The organism is Candidatus Aramenus sp. CH1, assembly GCA_022678445.1.
Taxonomy (GTDB): Archaea; Thermoproteota; Thermoprotei_A; order Sulfolobales; family Sulfolobaceae; genus Aramenus.
Genome location: JALBWU010000009.1, coordinates 43,281 through 62,073, shown reverse-complemented (window position 1 = coordinate 62,073; position 18,793 = coordinate 43,281). Strand labels below are relative to the sequence as shown.

General features: G+C 46.6%; 17 protein-coding genes and 1 pseudogene. 7 read left to right on the top strand and 11 right to left on the bottom strand.

The genetic code is table 11. The annotated features are described in order from the left end of the window. The first annotated feature begins 51 nt into the window (after window positions 1-51). Window positions 52-2,391, top strand: a complete 2,340-nt coding sequence (locus tag MPF33_08755; GenBank protein MCI2415310.1) for a M1 family metallopeptidase — start codon at window positions 52-54, stop codon at window positions 2,389-2,391. On the opposite strand, the gene MPF33_08750 is transcribed toward MPF33_08755, so the two are convergent. From MPF33_08750 to MPF33_08740, 3 genes are read right to left on the bottom strand one after another with little or no spacing between them, the layout of a single operon-like run. After that, window positions 2,377-3,075: a hypothetical protein gene (locus MPF33_08750; GenBank protein MCI2415309.1), complete on the bottom strand. Its 699-nt coding sequence runs from the start codon at window positions 3,073-3,075 to the stop codon at window positions 2,377-2,379. The genes MPF33_08755 and MPF33_08750 overlap by 15 nt on opposite strands. Window positions 3,076-3,084: 9 nt before the next feature. Next, window positions 3,085-5,877, bottom strand: coding sequence for a leucine--tRNA ligase (gene leuS, locus MPF33_08745; GenBank protein ID MCI2415308.1), 2,793 nt, complete (start codon window positions 5,875-5,877; stop codon window positions 3,085-3,087). A 42-nt stretch (window positions 5,878-5,919) separates the two neighbouring features. After that, window positions 5,920-6,972 (bottom strand): TIGR04084 family radical SAM/SPASM domain-containing protein, encoded by a 1,053-nt coding sequence (locus tag MPF33_08740; GenBank protein ID MCI2415307.1) that lies wholly within the window; start codon window positions 6,970-6,972, stop codon window positions 5,920-5,922. A gap of 181 nt (window positions 6,973-7,153) precedes the next feature. On the opposite strand from MPF33_08740, the gene MPF33_08735 reads away from it, so the two are divergent. Next, window positions 7,154-7,579 (top strand): hypothetical protein, encoded by a 426-nt coding sequence (locus MPF33_08735; GenBank protein ID MCI2415306.1) that lies wholly within the window; start codon window positions 7,154-7,156, stop codon window positions 7,577-7,579. Here MPF33_08735 and MPF33_08730 read toward each other — a convergent pair. The 6 genes from MPF33_08730 to MPF33_08705 all read right to left on the bottom strand — a co-directional run bounded on the left by MPF33_08730 (window position 7,573) and on the right by MPF33_08705 (window position 12,984). After that, the gene (locus MPF33_08730; GenBank protein ID MCI2415305.1) at window positions 7,573-8,151 is read right to left on the bottom strand and encodes a hypothetical protein; all 579 of its coding nucleotides are present in this window, start codon (window positions 8,149-8,151) and stop codon (window positions 7,573-7,575) included. The two genes, MPF33_08735 and MPF33_08730, sit on opposite strands and share 7 nt — an antisense overlap. 158 nt (window positions 8,152-8,309) lie before the next feature. Beyond that, on the bottom strand, window positions 8,310-8,957 hold the full coding sequence (locus MPF33_08725) for a hypothetical protein (protein ID MCI2415304.1): 648 nt from the start codon (window positions 8,955-8,957) through the stop codon (window positions 8,310-8,312). 46 nt (window positions 8,958-9,003) lie between these two features. After that, on the bottom strand, window positions 9,004-9,645 hold the full coding sequence (locus MPF33_08720) for a TenA family protein (GenBank protein ID MCI2415303.1): 642 nt from the start codon (window positions 9,643-9,645) through the stop codon (window positions 9,004-9,006). After that, entirely contained in the window at window positions 9,639-10,355 is a 717-nt protein-coding gene (locus tag MPF33_08715; protein MCI2415302.1) for an SDR family NAD(P)-dependent oxidoreductase, read from the bottom strand. Before MPF33_08715 ends, MPF33_08720 begins: the two co-directional genes overlap by 7 nt. 5 nt (window positions 10,356-10,360) lie before the next feature. Next, window positions 10,361-12,307 carry a thioredoxin domain-containing protein gene (locus tag MPF33_08710; protein MCI2415301.1) on the bottom strand — a complete coding sequence of 649 codons (1,947 nt, stop codon included), beginning with the start codon at window positions 12,305-12,307 and terminating at the stop codon, window positions 10,361-10,363. Between the two features lie 41 nt (window positions 12,308-12,348). Next, window positions 12,349-12,984: a hypothetical protein gene (locus tag MPF33_08705; GenBank protein MCI2415300.1), complete on the bottom strand. Its 636-nt coding sequence runs from the start codon at window positions 12,982-12,984 to the stop codon at window positions 12,349-12,351. A 405-nt stretch (window positions 12,985-13,389) separates the two neighbouring features. Here MPF33_08705 and MPF33_08700 point away from each other — a divergent pair, with 405 nt between their 5' ends. The 4 genes and pseudogenes from MPF33_08700 to MPF33_08685 all read left to right on the top strand — a co-directional run bounded on the left by MPF33_08700 (window position 13,390) and on the right by MPF33_08685 (window position 17,272). Then, window positions 13,390-14,145 (top strand): hypothetical protein, encoded by a 756-nt coding sequence (locus MPF33_08700; GenBank protein MCI2415299.1) that lies wholly within the window; start codon window positions 13,390-13,392, stop codon window positions 14,143-14,145. Further along, on the top strand, window positions 14,117-14,728 hold the full coding sequence (locus MPF33_08695) for a DUF5591 domain-containing protein (GenBank protein MCI2415298.1): 612 nt from the start codon (window positions 14,117-14,119) through the stop codon (window positions 14,726-14,728). The genes MPF33_08700 and MPF33_08695 overlap by 29 nt, the downstream gene beginning before the upstream one ends. 108 nt (window positions 14,729-14,836) lie before the next feature. Continuing rightward, window positions 14,837-15,864, top strand: a pseudogene (locus MPF33_08690) (zinc ribbon domain-containing protein). Window positions 15,865-16,345: 481 nt separating this feature from the next. Further along, window positions 16,346-17,272, top strand: coding sequence for a transcription initiation factor IIB (locus tag MPF33_08685; GenBank protein MCI2415297.1), 927 nt, complete (start codon window positions 16,346-16,348; stop codon window positions 17,270-17,272). A gap of 53 nt (window positions 17,273-17,325) precedes the next feature. Here MPF33_08685 and yciH read toward each other — a convergent pair whose 3' ends face one another. Further along, the gene (gene yciH, locus MPF33_08680) at window positions 17,326-17,628 is read right to left on the bottom strand and encodes a stress response translation initiation inhibitor YciH (protein MCI2415296.1); all 303 of its coding nucleotides are present in this window, start codon (window positions 17,626-17,628) and stop codon (window positions 17,326-17,328) included. 88 nt (window positions 17,629-17,716) lie between these two features. Here yciH and MPF33_08675 point away from each other — a divergent pair, with 88 nt between their 5' ends. Further along, window positions 17,717-17,866, top strand: a complete 150-nt coding sequence (locus tag MPF33_08675) for a DNA-directed RNA polymerase subunit P (GenBank protein MCI2415295.1) — start codon at window positions 17,717-17,719, stop codon at window positions 17,864-17,866. On the opposite strand, the gene speB is transcribed toward MPF33_08675, so the two are convergent. Then, window positions 17,853-18,743: an agmatinase gene (gene speB, locus MPF33_08670; GenBank protein MCI2415294.1), complete on the bottom strand. Its 891-nt coding sequence runs from the start codon at window positions 18,741-18,743 to the stop codon at window positions 17,853-17,855. The two genes, MPF33_08675 and speB, sit on opposite strands and share 14 nt — an antisense overlap. Between the last annotated feature and the right edge of the window lie 50 nt (window positions 18,744-18,793).

Sequence of the window (18,793 nt, the reverse complement as noted above, 5' to 3'; positions counted from 1 at the left end):
CTTGATAGAAGGAGAAAGTAGATTTTTAAATTAAGTTTCAGTTTAAACTTCATGGACGTTAAGTCGTACGAAATTTTTCTAGATTTCGACGATCTAGATTATAAAGGACACGAAAAGATCAGCGTTGAGACTGAAGACCTTGTAGAACTTGACCTAGAGGGTCTAAAGGTCACCTCAGTGATGGTCAACGGAAAGGAGGTAAAATACGAGGTCAAGGAGAACAAGCTCGTAGTCAAAACGGGGAAGTTTTCCGGAACCTTAGAGGTGGAGTTTGAGGGTAGAGTAAAGGACGATCTAGTTGGCATCTACAAGGCTCCCTACGATAGTTCTTATCTGATTACCACGCAGTTCGAGTCGTCTCATGCCAGGAAGTTCATTCCATGCGTGGACTATCCAGCGTATAAGGCCGAGTTCAAACTAGCGGTGAAGGTCGCAAAGGACCTAGACGTTATTTCAAACATGCCTATCGAAAGCGTAAGGGAAGAAGGAAACAAGAAGGTAGTAGAGTTCGCCAAGACGCCTAAGATGTCAACCTACCTTCTCTACCTGGGAATAGGAAAGTTCGAGGAGTACGCTGTTGATTCCACTCCAAAGGTAATAGTTGCCACAGTTCCAGGAAAGATATCAAAAGCTAAAATGCCAGCAGACCTAGCGGTGAAGTTCATCAAGTTTTACGAAGGCTACTTCGGGATAAAGTACGTGTTGCCCAAAGTTCACCTAATAGCCGTTCCCGAATTCGCCTTCGGCGCCATGGAGAACTGGGGTGCCATAACGTTCAGAGAGACTGCTCTATTGGCTGATGAGAAGTCCTCCTTTAGGCAGATCAGAAGGGTGGCAGAGGTCATAGCCCACGAGCTAGCGCACCAGTGGTTTGGAGACCTCGTCACAATGAAGTGGTGGAACGACCTATGGCTTAACGAGAGCTTCGCTACGTTTATGAGCTACAAGGCCGTGGACTCGGTGTTTCCACAGTGGGACTTCTGGGGCCAATTTATCTCAGACGAGACGTCTGGGGCTATGCTAAAGGACTCCTTACGCATTACGCATCCAATTGAGGTAGAAGTGAAGTCGGTGTCCGAAATAGAACAGATATTTGACGACATCAGCTACGGCAAGGGGGCTAGTATATTGAGGATGATAGAAGCGTACATAGGAAAGGAGGACTTCCGGCAGGGGATAGCCAAATACCTTGAAGAGTTCAAGTTCTCTAACGCTGAAGGCAGAGATCTTTGGAACAGCCTAGAGAAAGCCTCAGGGAAGCCCGTCTCCAGCATAATGCCCGCGTGGTTGACTACTGAGGGTTACCCAGTAGTTAAGGTAGAAGTGGTGGGCAAGAAAATCCGCATGACGCAAAAGAGGTTTACCATCTCTGGGCTTGAGGACAGAGTTTACCCAGTGCCCTTGACCATTCACGTTAACGGAAAGGTGGTATCTACCCTGTTCGACAAGGGAGAAATGGTAATTGACGCAGGGGAGGAAGTCAGGTCGCTGAAGCTCAACTTAGACAGGACGGGCTTCTATAGGGTATACTACAGCGACCTTGAGGTCTTCTGGAACTCCAATCCGAACCACATGGAGAGGTTTGGGATGGTAGATGATTACTTCAACTTCCTGTTGGCTGGAATGATAGACTACACAAGTTACGCTAAGATTGTTGAGAGGGAGATGGAAGAGAGGAACTATCTGCCGGCAACGGAAATAGCTGCTCAGTTGTTCACGTTGTTTACGATAAACCCGAGCAAGTTTGGAAAACTTGCCCTTGAGTTCCACCGGAGCGTCGTAGGCAACTTCGCGGGCTCTGAGGATCCATTAAATAAGATGACTTACGGCGTCCTTTCGGAGAACCTCGTTAGGATGGACGAGGATTATGCAAGCAAGCTGTCGCGCGATTTCAGCAACCTTGAAAACGTAGATCCTAACTTAAGGGATGCAGTAGTTGAGGCATATGCTGTAGTAAACGAAGATAGAGGTTTTGACGTCCTACTATCGAAGTATCGGCAGTCCAAATTCGACGAGGATAAGTTGACTTATCTCAAGGGCTTGCTGTCGTTCAAAAAGAACTACCTTATACTTAACGCGTTAAGCCTAGCGTTGACAAACGAGATAAAGAAGCAGGACGTACTTACGGCAATACGCTACTCCATTACTTACCCAGAAGTGAGGGACTCAGTGTGGATATGGCTGAAGACCAACTTGCAGTTCGTTAGGAGGATATACCAAGGTACTGGGATCTTGGGTAGGACGCTATCTACTATAATACCCATAATAGGCGTAGGCAGGGAAGAGGAAGTGGAGAAGTTCTTCAAAGAGAATAAGCTACCAGAGGCTGAAAAAGGCATATTGCAAGGCTTAGAGCTGTTGAAGGCTTACTCTAGGTTAGCCAGGGGCTAACTTCTCAACTAAACTTTTTACGAAATCTCCTGAGACCTCCTCGACGAAATCTAGATTTTTACTCTCCTTTTCGTCGTATTTTAGGGACATGGAAGTGACTATGACCTTGTCGTCTGCCATAATCAGAGAGAAATTTACCTTGGTAGACAGTTCGACCACACTAAGGTACTTGGAAAGCCTCTTCCTAGAATCCTCTATTTTAGCCCTTACGTTCTCAAGTTCCTGTTGCTTTAACGAGATCTCGTACTCTAACTCCTTGCTTTTCCTTCTGAAGTAAACAGAGGAAAAGGCTGTGGCTACAACTCCTGTGACTAAAGTAGCCTCCAGAAGTAAATCTAGTTCAAGAACACGGACTAGTTCCACAACGATTAGCGCCAAAAAAGCAGTTAACACTAGAAAAGGGATCCTTTTATATAACGTGAGTGCGCTGGAAATTTCCTTTACGTCCTCTTCAAGCCTTTTCTCTTCATCTAACCCGTAAGACTTGAATCTATTTTCCAGCCACCTTACCCATTCCGTGTCGGAGCTCATGACCTTCATTTTAACCCCACTGATCGCCTTTCTTTCAAGTTCTTCTGCGAAGCCGTGGGACAGTTCGTCAGTCACTATTAGGATCTCGGAAGTGGCGTTATTGATCATCGACCTTATGTCGTTGTAGAGGTATCTGGAGTTTAGAACCTTCAAGTAACTCCCCTAAAGGAGCACTATTGAGGGCAGGAGAGGTAGGGCGTAACTCTTCTTCCCCTTTATGTCAGGGGCGTTCGGGTCGTCGTAGTAGTATACCCTTATCTCGTCCACGTCGAGCTGGTTTAACATGAACATTGTGTTCTCGGCTATGGCTTCAAACTCGTCGAGGTCGGTGGTCAGAGCTAACTCCTTAATGAGCGTGGGGATCTTTGACAAGTTGTTACGGATTCTGAGGAAGTACTCTGACTCCGGTAGTTCCTTGTGGGATCTTATCGCGTTGAGCACAGTCCTAAAATCTTCAAGCTGTTCTGGCTTAGCCACGTAAATGACTATTCTCTCTGGTTTCTTGTTCACCTCCTCTTCAAGTTGCTTTACGTAGCTTATCACGAACCTTACGTACTCGAACTGCAGTAGAGCATAGGTGTCCACTGTGAACTCGTCCCCTGACGGGAAGTTCTCCTTGGCGACTAGAGAGGAGTGATATTGGTGCCAGAGCTCCTCAGCGGTGAAAGGTGCACCAGGAGACAGTAGTTTTATCCACGCGTCCACGAACTTGGTCACGACATCCTTGTTTGGCCTTTCCCTAATCTCTATGTAATCCCTGAAGAGGTCGTAGAGCTCGTAAAGGACAATATTATAGGCCTTTCTGAATTCCAAGTTATCCATTAGTCTGTTTGCCTCCCTTATCTTGAAACTCACAATGGACGAGAACCACAAGTCCTCCTTTCTCATCGCGCTGTCCGTGCTTATCGAACCCACGCGGGACACCACATCGTATATCTTCTTTAACTGGAGGTAAATCGAATTTAGGACGTCTTGCCTGAAATCAACGTCCTCGGAAATTTCCGAGCTTGTCGCTAATGCTAATCTAACTGGATCTGGGCCGTACTCGTCCATGGCCTTCTCCAAGGGATAGACGTTGCCGAAGCTCTTGCTCATCTTTTTGCCTCCCACCCTTACAAAGCCGTTGACCACGATAAGCCTAGGGAGATACTTCTCGCCAAATATTGCCACGTGGTTGTAAATGTAATAGGGTAAGTGGTTTCTAACGAGGTCCCTTCCACTGTGCCTAGAATCTACCGGGTACCAATACTCGAACTCCTCTCTCATCTTTGTAAGCAGTTCCTCGCTTATCCCAGTCTTTTTGGCTACAAAGCTTTTGTCCCCCTCGCCTAGAACCACGTAGTTCCAAAAGTCGTCGTCGAGCCTCTCGCTATCCTTGGGTAACAGGTGAGAAATTGTGTAGAAGGCTGTGTAAATTGTGGAGTCGCTTAAACTGTCCACTATTTGGCTCTCGTCCCAGGGGATCCTAGCCCCTAGCCCTCTAGACCTCGAGCATGCCCTTTTCCCCATGGAAAAAATTACCTTTTCAAAGTCGCTCCTCACGTCCTTAGGCACGAACCTTATCTTATCAAGGGACTTCAGAGCAATGGACTTCCACGCTGGATCCTCGTAATTTATGAAGAGCTGGTTAGGTATAACCTTGACCACTATTTCCGCCCCACACCTACAGTAAACTGGGGCGTTGGAGATCTCGTAGACGGTGTCGTGCGCGTTGATCTTCTTTAAGAGCTCGATAACCTTATCTCTAGCGTCCTTAACGGGCCTTCCAGAGATCTCCTCCTTTACGAACTGCTTAAGATAGTCGGGCACGTGATCCTCGAGGTCTGACGCCATAACGCCCTTGTAGTACTCTGTCCTATACAACGTCTCTATGTAATCCTTTAACTCGCTCGGGTTCCTAGTACCAGCTAGGGAGACCACTTCCTCCGCTGGGATTCCCTCGTACTCGCTTGAGATTATGACCGTCCTGGGCCTTACCTCTTCTCCTTCCTCTAAGTACCTCAAAAAGTGGAGGGGCTCGTGAGCTGGAACAGCCATTACAACGCCAGTACCTACCTTTGGCTCTACGTACTTGCTCTCAATTACCTTTAACCTTTCTCTTGTCACTGGGTTCATAGGGCTTGCGGATAGCAGTTTGGCCTTGTCGATCTCTTTTACCCCTCCGAAGGGTACTTGGTACTTGAGCTTATCGTACGCTTCCTTAGACACTACCCACTTCAGGTTGCCCTTTATGGCGACAACGTACTTGCTTTCAGGGTTGATCATGATGGCAGTCGCGCCAAAGACGGTTTCAGGGCGCGAGGTCACAACTGGGAACACTAGTTCTCCGTCCTCGAAGAGTATTACGTCTTCGCTCACTATCTCTGGCTCAACGTCGCCCCTAGTGTCGTGCATGCCCACTGGGAAACCGTCGTTGGGGCAATAACCTACGGCCTCTGTGGAAGTTACAAGGTATCCCTTATTCCTGAGCGTCTTTAACTGCCATTGGACGAACTTCTCAAAACCCCTATCTACGGTGGTGAACTCCCTCCTCCAATCTATGCTTAACCCAAACCTCTTAGCCGTCTTCTTCATGTCCTCCCTGAAGTATTCCGCCAGCTTCAAAGGGTCCTCAAGCTCTTTAAGCTTCTCTTGGGGGATCCTGTAGACCTCCATGAATTCCTTGACTATGTCCTTATCTCCTCTCTTCAGCGCCTCAGAAATGGAAAGGATAGGAGTACCGGTAAACTGGAACCCCAACGGGAATAAGACGTTGTACCCCTTCATCCTCATATACCTAGCGTATATGTCAGCAGTTACGTAAGTCCTTCCATGGCCTATGTGAAAAGGGCTATTCGTATAAGGGAAGGCCACAGTAACGAGGAACTTCTGTCTGCTATCTACGTTGGCCTCAAAGGCGTTCTCGAACTCTTTTATCCACTTTTCAGCAATTGAGTTAAAGAAAGTCTCAGTCACAATATAAACTTACTCGAGGGAATTATATCTTCTCATGTTCCCTTATGGTATAACCTCCGTAGAGTCCATCGTCGGGTCGTACTTGAGGTCGCTCAGCCTAATTGCGCCCTTCTTGATTGCGTCGTCTATTTCAGGGATGGAGGAGAGCACTATCCTTAGGTACTCCTTGGTAATTTGATCTACCACCTTGAACCCTTCTTCCCCCCAGTACTTCTCCTTTGAGGCGTATAGACATCTACCACCACAATACCTCTTGAACTCACACGTCTTACACTCTTCAGGAAGCGGGTCCTCGAGGAGCTTAAACCCATCCACAGTCCCTAGCTCTGCCCATTTTTCCCTGACTGCGATGGGACAGGACAATATTCTCCCTTCAGGGGTGACAGTCACAGACTTGTAACCAGCACCGCAAGGAGACCCTCTATAGCCCTCAAAGTAATGGGCAGAGATCACCCCTAAGATCGGTATGATCTTGACAACTTTTCCCCTCCGCACGTTGTCCACAAACAGCTCCACGAGCTTCTTAATTCCCGGTAGATAGCTCTCTTTGGCCCACTTTTCGACGTTCCACCTCTCAGTCCACACAACGTTGAGTTGCCAGTGAACCTTGTCAAATATTCCTAGGCTTAAGAGGTGTGTGACGTCCTCGTAAATGTCAGTGTCCTCCGTAACTGTCATCCTGGCTATTATCTCAACGCCCAAGGACTTCAGTAACCTTGTGTTCTCTGTGACAACTTTATAGATGTTTTTACCCCTATGCTTGTCGGTTATTTCTGGCCTCCCGTCAATTGACATAAGGGCTACGTTGATCTTCTTCCAATATTTTTGTGGCAAAAGCTTTACCAAGGTTCCGTTTGTCTGGATCCCTATCCTCTTAGCCCTTACCCTATCGATAAAGTTCATGATGAGCTTGGGGTTATTCAGGGGTTCGCCACCGTAGAAAATGACTGTAGCTTCTGGATCCAACTCTATCAACTTCTTTAACTTTTCAATGTTGTACCCGATTTTCCAAGGAACTACGTCCTTAGGAAAAGAGCCTCCACAATAGTCGCAAACTAAGTTGCATTTACCCGTGGTCATCACTAGCCATAGCATTTGGGTGTCATCTGTGTAGGCATTAATAAGCTAAGTTTATGGATGTGGACGTTTTCTATATGAAGAGGTTTCTATCCTAGCCGACGTTAACTTCTGTTGTTTAGAGAGCAGTTGAAAGTGGACTGATTAACGTTAAGACTTATAGAAAAATAAATTTGCTAACACAATAAAGATGAGTAATATGGAGAAGCGAAAGATGATGAAGATAAGCAAGAACCTCTTCGTCGCAGGGATAATAGTACTATTAGCTAGCGTAATTGTTGGGGACATTGCGTTGGGAAACAACAACTACAAAATAACTCTATCTCCTAACCATCACCTCAACACAGAACTAACTGTTTCCCACTCGATAGCGTTAGAGGTTCAATCTCCAGCAGACTTGAACGTAGAGGGCGGTGATGTCTACACCGTTGGCCAAAACTTTATCGTAGTGCCGACAAGTACTGTTGTTTCCCTAGATGTGCAGCCATCTAACAACGGTACGGTAGTTGGCATATACAAGCTCAACGACTCACTATACGCTGTGTTTGGGGCAATACTCCTAGGGGCAATTTTAATATTCTCGTCCATAGTTATTGCCGTTTACGTGGAGCTAAGATCTCACTGAAGTTCTGAGAGCGCTTCTTGTGCTATCTTTAGTGCGATGTCCTCTTGTGCCTCTTTGATCCTGAAATATAACGATAGGCAGACCGACAACTTGTATAGCGCCTTCCCTAAATTCTGGGCAGTCAACGGCCTTTCCACTGCAACCGAGATTGCTAGGTTGTCGTCAATGGTCTTGAATTCTGCACCTTCTGTCCTCAATATGTCGTTTACGAGGTCAACTCCGTTGAACGGAACCAGCTCTATGTCGGTCCCCGTTACTAGCTTATCCTTCACCAAGTGGATTGTTACCGACTCCCTCCAATACCTTGGCTTGTATAGAACCTCCCTGAACTTATCTATTTTCTCGTTTTTAACGGATAAGGCCTCAAGGAGGTCTTCTGGAGCGTTAACTGGGTACACTAGTACAGCGTAGTTATCAAACTCCCTACTGAGGTATTCTCCCTCCTTTCCCTTAAGTACGATCCATCCACCTTGATAGTCCACTTGGTAATTGGAAACGGATTCCCTAAAGGCGTACAAGTTGAAGTTGATTTCTATAACAGCTTCAGAGGTGGTCCTCTCATCATAGCTCATGTAGTGCTCGACCTCATCATTATGTCATATACTTTTTCTTCTATAGGTAAATAAAATCTGAGCATACCGAAGCAACGAGTAGTCAGAGATCGAGGTCAATTTCACCGCTCATATGGGGTGGAACCTCATCACTTAACTTCTCATTAGCTCAGAAGATTTTAACTGTTGATCACGAAATTCCTTATCTCCGTCACGTACTCGTTTAAGGACCTCAACGAGTTCGATATATCCTCGGATGTAACGTCCTGGTAGTTAACGCAGTCTGGGGAATAGAGTGTCTCCTTCCTCCTGGATTCCAACCAGAACACCACCTTCAAGCAGACGTTGTCCTCCTTTCTTATCAGTAACTTTAGCTTTCTTTCAGAGTATAGACCCGGTCTGTCCTTCAGGAACTCCTTATTTAGCTCTATTTCCAGCTCTTTGATGCCTATGTCGAAGAACTTTGACGGTCTAAACTCGAAGTTGCACATGTCCCTTGCGAATTCCTTTATGATTGCTACAGGAAGGTCGTACGTGCTTTTTAGCTCTTCTGCCCCTTCCTGGATTTCCTTCGATAGCTGGGCAAAGACCTCCCGCAGGAAGTCCTCTGCCTCCTTACCCCTCTTCACAGAGAGGTTGTGCATGTCAAACAGCCTTCCAGAACTGTAGTTTACCCTTTGCGTAGGGCTAAAGAGGCTGACGTTTAACTTGTTGTCCCTCCACTCTAGCTCAAGTATGTTGGAACCGGTGTTACACCTAAACGTTATTGAGTTGAGGTCGCACTTGAAGGTGAAGCTCATCTCCTTTATCCACTGCATCTGTCCCATCAAACTTAGAAAAGCGAAAAGAAAGCTAATAAAAACATGGGATTAACTAGTCGCCGTGGAAAGGCGTAGGATCCATTCTCATGGAAGAGTCCCAGAACATTATCTCGAAATTGACGCTGTCCATAAACACCTTGAAGAGGCCCTCATCTAGATCTATCAAGTTTAGAGCATCAAGAATGGCTTCAACCCTCGTTCTGTAGTGTGGAGAGGAATAGAACTCCGCCCACTTATTGTACAGGGGGTTTGGGGAACCGAGGACGTATTCCCCCACCTCCATGTACCCCCACATGCACGGAGTCCACGCTACGAGAAACTGCTTCCAGCCCAAGTTAGAGTGATAAAACAAGTGCCTAGTGTAAGCGTAGTTAACTAACGAGTAGCCAGTATCTTGGATCTCCTTCTCGGTTACCTTGAGCTGGCTCAATAAAAAGGAATGGACCTCGCTTCCCTTGTCCGTGGTTTGGAATACTTTAAGTATGATTTTAGAGACCTGGTCTATAGGTCCCTTTGATGAAGCGTTTAAGAGGCTTTTGAGCATTACCCTAACGTATTTGGAGTCCTGGATGAGGTAATATCTGAAGTTCTCTAGCGGCAGGGAGCCATCTTTCATCCTTTTAACAAAATCGTGCTTGACGTACTTCTCCCATAGTTCTCCTACGCTTTCTTTTAGAGTGTCGGAGTTCACAATAGCCTTGCACCCCCATCTACTGGTATTACCACTCCATTGACCCACTGGGACTCCTCAGTCATTAGCCAGACTATTACTCTGGCAAAGTCCTCTGGAGGTGCCTTTGGATCACCTAGTTTCCTCAACTTCCTCCAATTCCTATCCGGTTCAAACTCCCCGTCTATCCAGCTTGGAGCTATTCCAACAACCCTTATTTCCTTCTTCACCAGTTCCGTAGCCAGTACTTCCACTGCCTTGGCCAGTCCAGCCTTAGCTATTGAATAGGAGAGTTGGTTTGGCAACGCCTTGTCTATTCCCCTTATGGCAGACACCAGAACAATGGCTGAGCCAGGGTTCATGAACCTCACGGCCTCTGAGGCCACGTAAAGCGGGTACTTTATGTGGTTGTTTATCATCTCGTCGAGTCCCTTTAAGCTGTGCACGTCGTCCTCCACGTAGCCGCCTATGAGCACAGCTAGCCCGTCCAAGTTCCCGAACTCCTTATAAGCCCTCTCTATCACGTTACGTGCACTCTCCTTGTCTACTATTCTACCATCAACGTACTTTACGTTACCGTACTTGCTGAGCGTGTTGGTTATCTCTTTTAGCTTCTCTACGTTTCCTGAGTTTACTATTACGTTTGCCCCTTCTCTAACCAAGAAGTACGCTAACGCGTAACCCAAACCCTTGCTTACTCCAATCACCAGAACATTTTCTCCCTTTAGTCTCATCGCTCTCACGTTAATTTTGTGCGTAACAGCGCTTTTACTTTTTCTCCGTCTGTAACTGGAAGGCTACAAGTATTCCCCACGCATACAAAGGCCCTGCTCCTTCCCTTTCCCTCGTTTATCATGGACCTTACAGTGGAGCTCACCTCGTCCTTGTGGTCCACTGACACCCTCTCGACTACCTTGAATGGGTAGTAGAGAAGTAGGGCTTCTCTGTGCAGTTCATCAGCCTTTCCGTCTTTCTCGTCAACAACTACTACGTGAGCCCCACCCTTCAAGTATGCGCCTAAAGTATTTACCAACCCAGCTAGGAAGGTAAAGTCCTCAGATCCTGAGATCACGTCTAGTTTATTGCCAACTTGGGCGTAACCGAGTAGCTCTAGTTTGTATATCCCCCGTAACGCAGAGGACACCGGAGACTCGTTTGGCATGTCGTACTTGGGTATATTGCCTAAGGAGTCCACAAACTTTCCGTTTACCTCAAAGGAGCTAAGCTCTTGGTACACGTCAAGGGCCCTCTGAAGGTACTTGCGGTCTGAGGTCACCTCATATGCGGCAATTAACGCGTTTAGAGCTGATGCGTAGTCCTCGAGAAGGCCATCGTCACCGCCGTCTAGCCTTCTACTCGCTTTCTTTCCCAGTTTGTCGACTACGGCTAGAGCCTCTTCTCTTCCCTTTCCAGTTATTAAGGATGCATAAAGTAATGACTCAGCGGCGACGCAGTTTGGATGAGTATAGGCGTTTTCGTCTACGAATGGCCTTCTCCTGGTCCTGTCCCGGTACTCCCTGAGCTTTTCCCTCACCGTCCGTAATCTCATGATAATCTGTTCAGGGGACGAGCCAGTGCTCCTTGCTATCTCCCCTATCTCGTAAGTTAACTTGAGCACTTTCCTCCCCTCTACTTCTCCCCCTGGCTCGAAAATCCCAAACACCTTTTTGTAGTATCTGCTTTCCTCTCCTAGTGCCTCGTCCATCTCTTTCTCCGTCCAAGTGTAGTATCCTCCCTCAATGCCGTCGCTATCTGCGTCGATGCTGTTTGCAAAACTGCCCTCTCTCATGAGATCTCTCAAAAGGAACTGGACTGTGAGGCCAAGAGCGTCTTTCGTCACAGCATCTCCAGTCGCAATGTACCCGTTGAAGTAGTCGTAAATTAATTCTGCGTTATCTATTAGTAATTTCTCAAAGTGTGGAGTGGTCCATTCCCTGTCTACTGTGTACCTATGGAACCCGCCTCCTGCCTGGTCGAACAGACCTCTGTAGTACATCCTACTTAGGGTGAAGGACGCCAGCTTCCTCCCTAGATCCTCGCCTGTCCAAGCCGTATACGCAAAAAGGAACTGGTCTATCTTGGGGTGAGGAAACTTAGCTGAGGTTCCTATACCACCGTACTCGATGTCGTAAGCTCCGACAATTGCGGAATAAGTTGAAGCTACGACGTCCACGTCCACCTTTTCATTGCCCTGCAAGGGGGTCTGCAAATTTGCGATGTAAATGGAGGAGGACTCTATTTTTCTCATCTTTTGGTTCCACGCCCTCAGTATTTCCCTAAGTAACCTCTTCAGTCCGATCCTACCATAGGAGTCCTCCGGAGGGAAATACGTACCGCCGAAAAACACCTTTTTGTCTGGTGTCATGAACACGGTCAGGGGCCAGCCCGACTCCCCGGTTATCGAGTAAACCAAGTTCTGGAGGGTCCTGTCTAGGTCTGGCATCTCGTCTCTGTCCACTTTGATAGCCACGAAGTTCTCGTTAACTATTTTAACGACCTCCGGATCCTCGTAGCTCTTGTCCATCACGTGGCACCAGTGGCACCATGCTGCCCCCACGTCAACAAGGATGGGCTTGTTTTCCCTCTTCGCCTTCTCAAAGGCCTCCTCTCCCCAAGGGAACCAGTCTATGGGATGATTAGCCGACCCCCTTAGAAAAGCGCTCTTGCTGTTAGCTAACTTATTCATATATAATACGATAAATGCAGGAATATAAGTTCAAAAATATATCATGTTTTCTTTCTGTTTAACAAGTAGATTGCGCCGAACAAGCCTAGGAATCCAAAGCCCATTACGTCGTACTTGGGTAACGAAAACGAGGATCCGTTGTCCTTTACGAATACTGCGATTATTGACTGGTTTCCAAAGGCGATAATCCACATGGGAGACATGGAAGACAAGTTAGACCAAGAATAGAACGAGTAGCCCTTTCCTGGTATGGGGGTTAGGGAGAGCGAAGTCCCCTGGATAACTTTGACTAAGCTTGAGTTTCTGACCATTTCAGATGAACCGTTGTCGAACTTAACTATCACCTCGCCGTTACCATCAATTGTAATGTTAACGTACGAGAAGATAGGGACTAGTGAAACATTAACGTAATTGGTAGTGTTTGGATTTATTTGCGTCTCGTACGTGGTGTTTCCGTTTATCTCGACTTGGTATCCAAGTTGGGTGGTGTAAGCTATGACGTAGACTGTTCCGTTTTGGACTTCCACTGTTTCGTTTCTGCTCGCTGTTATTACGTTATCCCCTTCCTCTATCATTACCGTAATTCCGCTTCCGTGGATGTTTACGTGAAGTGAATATGAGGAAGCAATTGAAGGTAGCACTAAAAGCAGGAAAAGGAATTGAGATAGTGCCTTCATGGTATGAAAGACGAAAATAAAGGAAGTCCCACGTTGCCGAATATACAAGACTTATAACCTTTTTTGCTAATAGACTTGCCGATGTGGAATTCGACCTTACCTGAGATGTGATGACGGGTTGTTTGCCTGAAGGTCGAGTTTGTTGGGCTTAAAGTATGGGACGGGGAAACGCATCAGCACTAACTTTAGCTCTTCTCTCTCACATGTTAGTGCGTTATTTTATACATATTTAACCATGGTATTATGTATGACTAAGGATTTATGACGAGAGTATTACCAGGCTAATTAGCAATGAAGGTAATACTAGGTATCCCCGATACAAGGGTTCCTGTTTGGGAATTTAACACTCCATTAATGATAAACCAATTAAATTGGAATAGCATTTCTTGGAGTAACGAGACATGGGTGGACTCTGGTGGATATCAGATAATGGTTAAAGGCATTTCTGTAAATCTTGACAGTGTCGTCGAAAAATATAAGATGCTTGATGCCCATTACTACATGAGCCTCGACATACCCTCTTCTCCTTGTAAAAAACCGTCTAACCTAAACTTTAAACACTTTGAATACTTATACTCTAGACTAGAAAAGAGGGTAATACCCGTAATCCACGCTTACGACGTTGAGTCAATTAGAAAAGCTATAGATTTTTACTCCCAATATACAGATACAGTAGCCTTTGGGGGAATAATCCCGCCCTCGTTGAATGGAGGTGGAGGGAAGAAGCTAGCTATAGCGACATACAGGCTATTGAGAAATGAGTGGAAAGGAAGAATACACGTCCTAGGCGCAGGCTCGCCCTTCATGAGGAAGTTATTCTACGACGCGGACAGCGTAGACACGTCGACTTATCGAATAAAGGCAATACACGGCATGGTGTTAATCCCTGGCCTAGGCGAGAGGTACGTGGGTGACAAGAAGATAGTGTGGAAGGCTAAGAGGGCCACTCATGACGAGGTAGAGGCGTTGCTTTCCTTTCTGGAAAGGACAAGGTTCCCATTTACTCCCAAGTTGGACCACTGGAAGGGGAGGGCTTTGGTCAATGCTTGGGTACTGTTGCGCTCGGAATATGAGGGAGATAACCCCTTAATCGCGTACTCTAAAGAGTTGGAAGACCCAGAGGAGGAGGTAAATGAGCTCTGCTTGCGAAAGGCTCTATAGCTACTTACCGTCGACTAGAGACCCCGTGATCAAGGTCAACGGAGTGGACTTGTTTAAGCACCCCGTCGTAAAAGCGTGGCACGAGTACTTCTTGACGACGTGGAAGAGCGACAAAGCTGTCGCAATGTTCTTACCTTGCACCTCAGTGAAGCCCTACAGCCGTTCGGCCACCCACAGACTAGCGTATGCACTACTCAAGAAGTACGGGCTAGAAGAGAAGGTTCAAGTGTATTCTGTCTCTGAGCCCATGTTACTCGTACCAAAGGAGTTGGAGGAGTGCTACCCCTTTAACTCCTACGATTATCCTCCTGCTAAGATGAGCGAGGCGGAAAAGGAGGAGTTCTCAGAGCTTTTAGTACCGTTCCTTAGGAAAGTCTCTTCGCAACACGAAAGGCTCATTGCAGTCCTCCCTAGACACCACTACAAGGTAGTCGAAAAGGCCAGTGGGCTAGCCCACGTCAGCGTCGAGCTACACAGTTACGGGAGGCTGGCGTTCAAGACAATCTCCGGTGTAATTGCTTATATTAAAGTCTTCCAAGAGGAGAGTTACAAAATAATGAAAGCCTCGCAGGGCGGGATGTAAAAAGGAATGATAAGAAAATTTTCGTCTACGTGAGAATAACAAAGTTTAAAAATCATTTCCCTCTTTCTCAATTTTGTGAGTAGGGGAGCTAGCAAGAAGGGGAAAGGAATCGTGGCCACAATTAGCCTTGTGATTCCCCCCACCCTCCCCTACTTGCCCTTCAAATTACGAGAAAGGGTTGAGATACGTCCTCTCGTGGCTTAAAGAGAATAAAGAAAATGGATTAAGGAAAGTCCACAACGCTACCTATGAGTTGTTAAAAGAGAGGTTTAGCCTTCACCCTTGGCTCAAGATTGCTACCGTGACGCAATAGTATACAAGGGTTGGTTGAAGAATCCCAAGCGCGGTAGGTATCCTAGGGTAAGAAGAGCGTCAGTTTTAACTCCTAGGATCTCATTTAAGCTAAACCTTGACGATATGAAGGTTAGGGACGTAGGTGAATTGCCAATTCTAGGATATCCTAGGAATCTATCGTTTTACAAGGATTGGGAGATTAGGCTAGGTTGGTTTTAAGGAATGGTAAAGTATTTTTGAAGGCAACTCAAGGACTACAAAGAGGACGGTGTTGCTGTAGACGTAAACATGGGAGAAGTTGTTGTTGGCAAGGGTGACATAAGTTATGTTAGGATTTCGACTCGTTTGGACGATGCTCGCCATTTTATGGAATTGACTGAGGGTTTGCAGAAGAAATACAATAGAAGATGGAGGGAGAATGATAGGATATTGAGCAGGTCTTATCATAGAAAGGCTAGGAATATTTTGGAGGACTCAGCAAAATTGGTAAGTGGGTCGTTGATGTTGCTAAATTAACGGGTGATGCTATTTTTCTTGAGGATTTGCGTAAAAGGTTTAGGGATAGGTTGTATTTGATGCAGTATTCTCGTATTCAGTATTGGATTGGTTGGGAGGCTAGGAAGAGTGGTTTGAGTGTTATTTATGTTGATCCTCATCATTCTTCTACTCATTGTCCTAAGTGTGGTAATTAAATGATTGAGGTTTCTCATAGGTATTTTAAATGTGAAAGTCGTGGTTATGAGAATGATAGGGATGTTATTGCAATTATGAATCTTTATGGGAGGGGTTCTCTGAGCCTCTCGACTGCCCCTCAAATGAGAGATGTAGACACGAATCGATGAGGGGAACCCTCGCATGGCGGGGAGGAAGTCAGTTAGAACATCACAACTTCGTTTAAATGGCTGATGTAAGGTTCCCTAATACTGCCCCCTTGATCTTCTAGACTGGAAAAACGCGCACCTCCACCGAATATTCCTTGTCCTTTTGAGAAAGTCTTATGTCTCTTGCACGCTTTTGGAGGACGTACAGCTAAAAACATTGATTGTCATCAAGGCTTATGTAAAAATTGAAATGTGGCAAAAGCCCACGTTGGCGTTGCAATTATTTCCAAGCTGTCCTATCGAAAGGCATTGCCAGTAACGATCAGAACCTACACGTTCTCGAGAGGTTCCTCTACATAACCCTTACTCCAATACTTTCTATTTGTCGAGAGATTTAAGTGGAAATCCTTTAAAAACTTATAGAAAGATTTATAAGAGAGAAAAAAGAAAGATTTATAAGGGTTTCGTCTGTTGAACCCTTCTTTTAGATCGGGTGAGTCAGGTGGTTAACGAACAGGATTCTAAGTCCAATACGTCAATCTGTCCTCCGGATAAAATAGTTTTCGACGCAGACAGAGGCGAGTACATATGTACTGAGACAGGAGAGGTAATAGAGGACAGGATCGTCGACCAAGGCCCAGAGTGGAGGGCCTTTACCCCTGAGGAAAAAGAGAAAAGGAGTAGGGTAGGAGGACCCTTAAACAACACCATCCACGACAGAGGTCTCTCGACGCTGATTGACTGGAAGGACAAGGATGCCATAGGCAGAAACTTAGACCCAAAGAGGAGGCTGGAGGTACTTAGGTGGAGGAAGTGGCAAGTAAGGGCAAGGATACAGTCCTCCATAGACAGGAACCTAGCCCAAGCCATGAACGAGCTCGAGAGGATAGGCAATCTCCTTGGCCTCCCTAAGTCCGTCAAGGACGAGGCTGCACTGATTTACAGGAAGGCGGTAGAGAAGGGCCTAGTGAGGGGAAGGTCCATAGAGAGCGTCGTAGCCGCATCCATATATGCCTCGTGTAGGAGGATGAAGATAGCTAGGACGTTGGACGAGATAGCCCAGTACACCAAAGCTAACAGGAAGGAGGTCGCTAGGTGCTATAGGCTGTTGTTGAGGGAACTCGACGTGGAGGTTCCAGTGTCAGACCCCAAGGACTACGTCACCAGGATCGGCTCACTTTTGGGCTTAAGCGGGGCCACCATGAAGCTAGCAGCTGAGATCCTTGAGAAGGGAAAGAACGTGGGCCTCACGGCCGGAAAAGATCCAGCTGGGCTTGCCGCAGCCGCGATCTACATCGCTGCCCTCCTCAACGACGAGAGGAGGACTCAGAAAGAGATAGCCCAAGTAGCTGGAGTGACGGAAGTTACTGTAAGGAACAGGTACAAGGAGTTAACCCAAGAATTGAAGATACCTATCCAGAATCAATAACCTTAAAATCTTTCACTTTTTTAAAATTGTTCTTAGTTTTCCAGCTCAGTGTTTTACTCTATCACAACTATATTGCTCTCTGGGAAGCCTAGCTTAACTAGTAGCTCCTTTACCTTCTCCCTGTGATCGCCTTGTATTTCTATCCTGCCGTTTTTCACTGTACCTCCTGCGGCTAACCTGGACTTGAGTTCCGAGGCAATCTTTTTTAATTCCGCATCTGAGTCAGAGATCCCTTCTATCACAGTTACCTCTTTACCGTATCTCCTTTTTTCTAATTTTACCTTAATAAATTGTTCTTCTTTGTTTAACTGCTCACATATTTCTGGTGGAAGTCCTCCACACAAGTTATCTGTCATATTGCCAATAATACTTTCTGTGACAACCCCTTTTTGAGCTTTTCTATTAGAATTAGCTTTAAAACATGAAAACGGAGTGTATATTACCATGGCGGACAAATACAGATGTGGTAGATGTTGGAAGACCTTCGACGAAGAGAAGCTTAAGGTCCTCCCCGGAGTGAGGTGTCCCTACTGCGGTTATAACATAATATACATGATAAGGAGGCCAACAGTCAAGGTAATTAAGGCTGTTTAGACGCCTTAGCTATTAGGGCTGCGGTTTCCATTATTAGCTTTGCTCCCAGCACTGAGGTTATCCCAGAGGGGTCGTAGGGAGGAGAGACCTCCACCACGTCAAACCCGACAACCCTTTTGTCAACAACCAGGCTAACTATGTCGAGCACCGTTGATGGGTCTAGGCCCTCAGGCTCTGGAGTCGCAACTCCGGGAGCAAATGCTGGGTCAATTCCGTCCATATCGTACGTTACGTATATCCTCTTACATTCCTTGAAGTGCGTTGAGACCTTTTTAGCCACTTCCCTAGGCCCGACTAGCTTCACTTGGTGCGAGGTCATGAACGGTATTCCGGCGGAGTTTGCGTACTCTATTTCGTCCCTGCCTACCGCCCTAGTACCGACCTCAAAGACCTTCACCCCCCTCTCGCTTATCCTTCTCATCACGCAGGCGTGGTCGTACTTGTAGCCCATGTATTCGTCCCTGAGGTCGAGGTGAGCGTCAAAGCTGAGGACGCAGTCAGCGTCCACTCCCTTCGTGGTCCCTACCGTCACCGTGTGCTCTCCGCCTATGGTTATTAGCACCTTTCCCCTGTCCTTAAAGTAGCTCGCGACCTCTGAGATCCTCCTCACGTTCTCCTCAACGTCTGAGGGGTGGAGAATTACGTCACCTGCGTCGTTGAAGCCGATTTCTCCCATGTCCACCCCTGTCCTAATGGAGAAGAACTCGATGTATTGGGCTACCTCTCTAATGGAGCTAGGGGCAAACCTGCTTCCGGGCCTAAAGCTGCTGGTCACGTCCATTGGTATACCCAAGATCACAAAGGGAGAGTTAGCTTTGGAAAAGCCAGCGAACTTCCTCAACGTCTCATTTAAGTAAAGAAGCCGTGCGTCGTCCATGCAACTATTCGGGCTGAAGAAATTTATAAGTTTGGCTTCACTCATAGAGG

Bases quoted from the DNA above. Each gene is read 5' to 3' on its own strand.
- speB (MCI2415294.1), bottom strand. From the start codon at position 18,743: ATGGACGACGCACGGCTTCTTTACTTAAATGAGACGTTGAGGAAGTTC.
- MPF33_08755 (MCI2415310.1), top strand. From the start codon at position 52: ATGGACGTTAAGTCGTACGAAATTTTTCTAGATTTCGACGATCTAGAT.
- MPF33_08705 (MCI2415300.1), bottom strand. From the start codon at position 12,984: ATGAAGGCACTATCTCAATTCCTTTTCCTGCTTTTAGTGCTACCTTCA.
- MPF33_08675 (MCI2415295.1), top strand. From the start codon at position 17,717: ATGGCGGACAAATACAGATGTGGTAGATGTTGGAAGACCTTCGACGAA.
- MPF33_08710 (MCI2415301.1), bottom strand. From the start codon at position 12,307: ATGAATAAGTTAGCTAACAGCAAGAGCGCTTTTCTAAGGGGGTCGGCT.
- MPF33_08735 (MCI2415306.1), top strand. From the start codon at position 7,154: ATGGAGAAGCGAAAGATGATGAAGATAAGCAAGAACCTCTTCGTCGCA.
- MPF33_08715 (MCI2415302.1), bottom strand. From the start codon at position 10,355: ATGAGACTAAAGGGAGAAAATGTTCTGGTGATTGGAGTAAGCAAGGGT.
- MPF33_08730 (MCI2415305.1), bottom strand. From the start codon at position 8,151: ATGAGCTATGATGAGAGGACCACCTCTGAAGCTGTTATAGAAATCAAC.
- MPF33_08695 (MCI2415298.1), top strand. From the start codon at position 14,117: ATGAGCTCTGCTTGCGAAAGGCTCTATAGCTACTTACCGTCGACTAGA.
- yciH (MCI2415296.1), bottom strand. From the start codon at position 17,628: ATGACAGATAACTTGTGTGGAGGACTTCCACCAGAAATATGTGAGCAG.
- MPF33_08725 (MCI2415304.1), bottom strand. From the start codon at position 8,957: ATGGGACAGATGCAGTGGATAAAGGAGATGAGCTTCACCTTCAAGTGC.
- MPF33_08740 (MCI2415307.1), bottom strand. From the start codon at position 6,972: ATGCTATGGCTAGTGATGACCACGGGTAAATGCAACTTAGTTTGCGAC.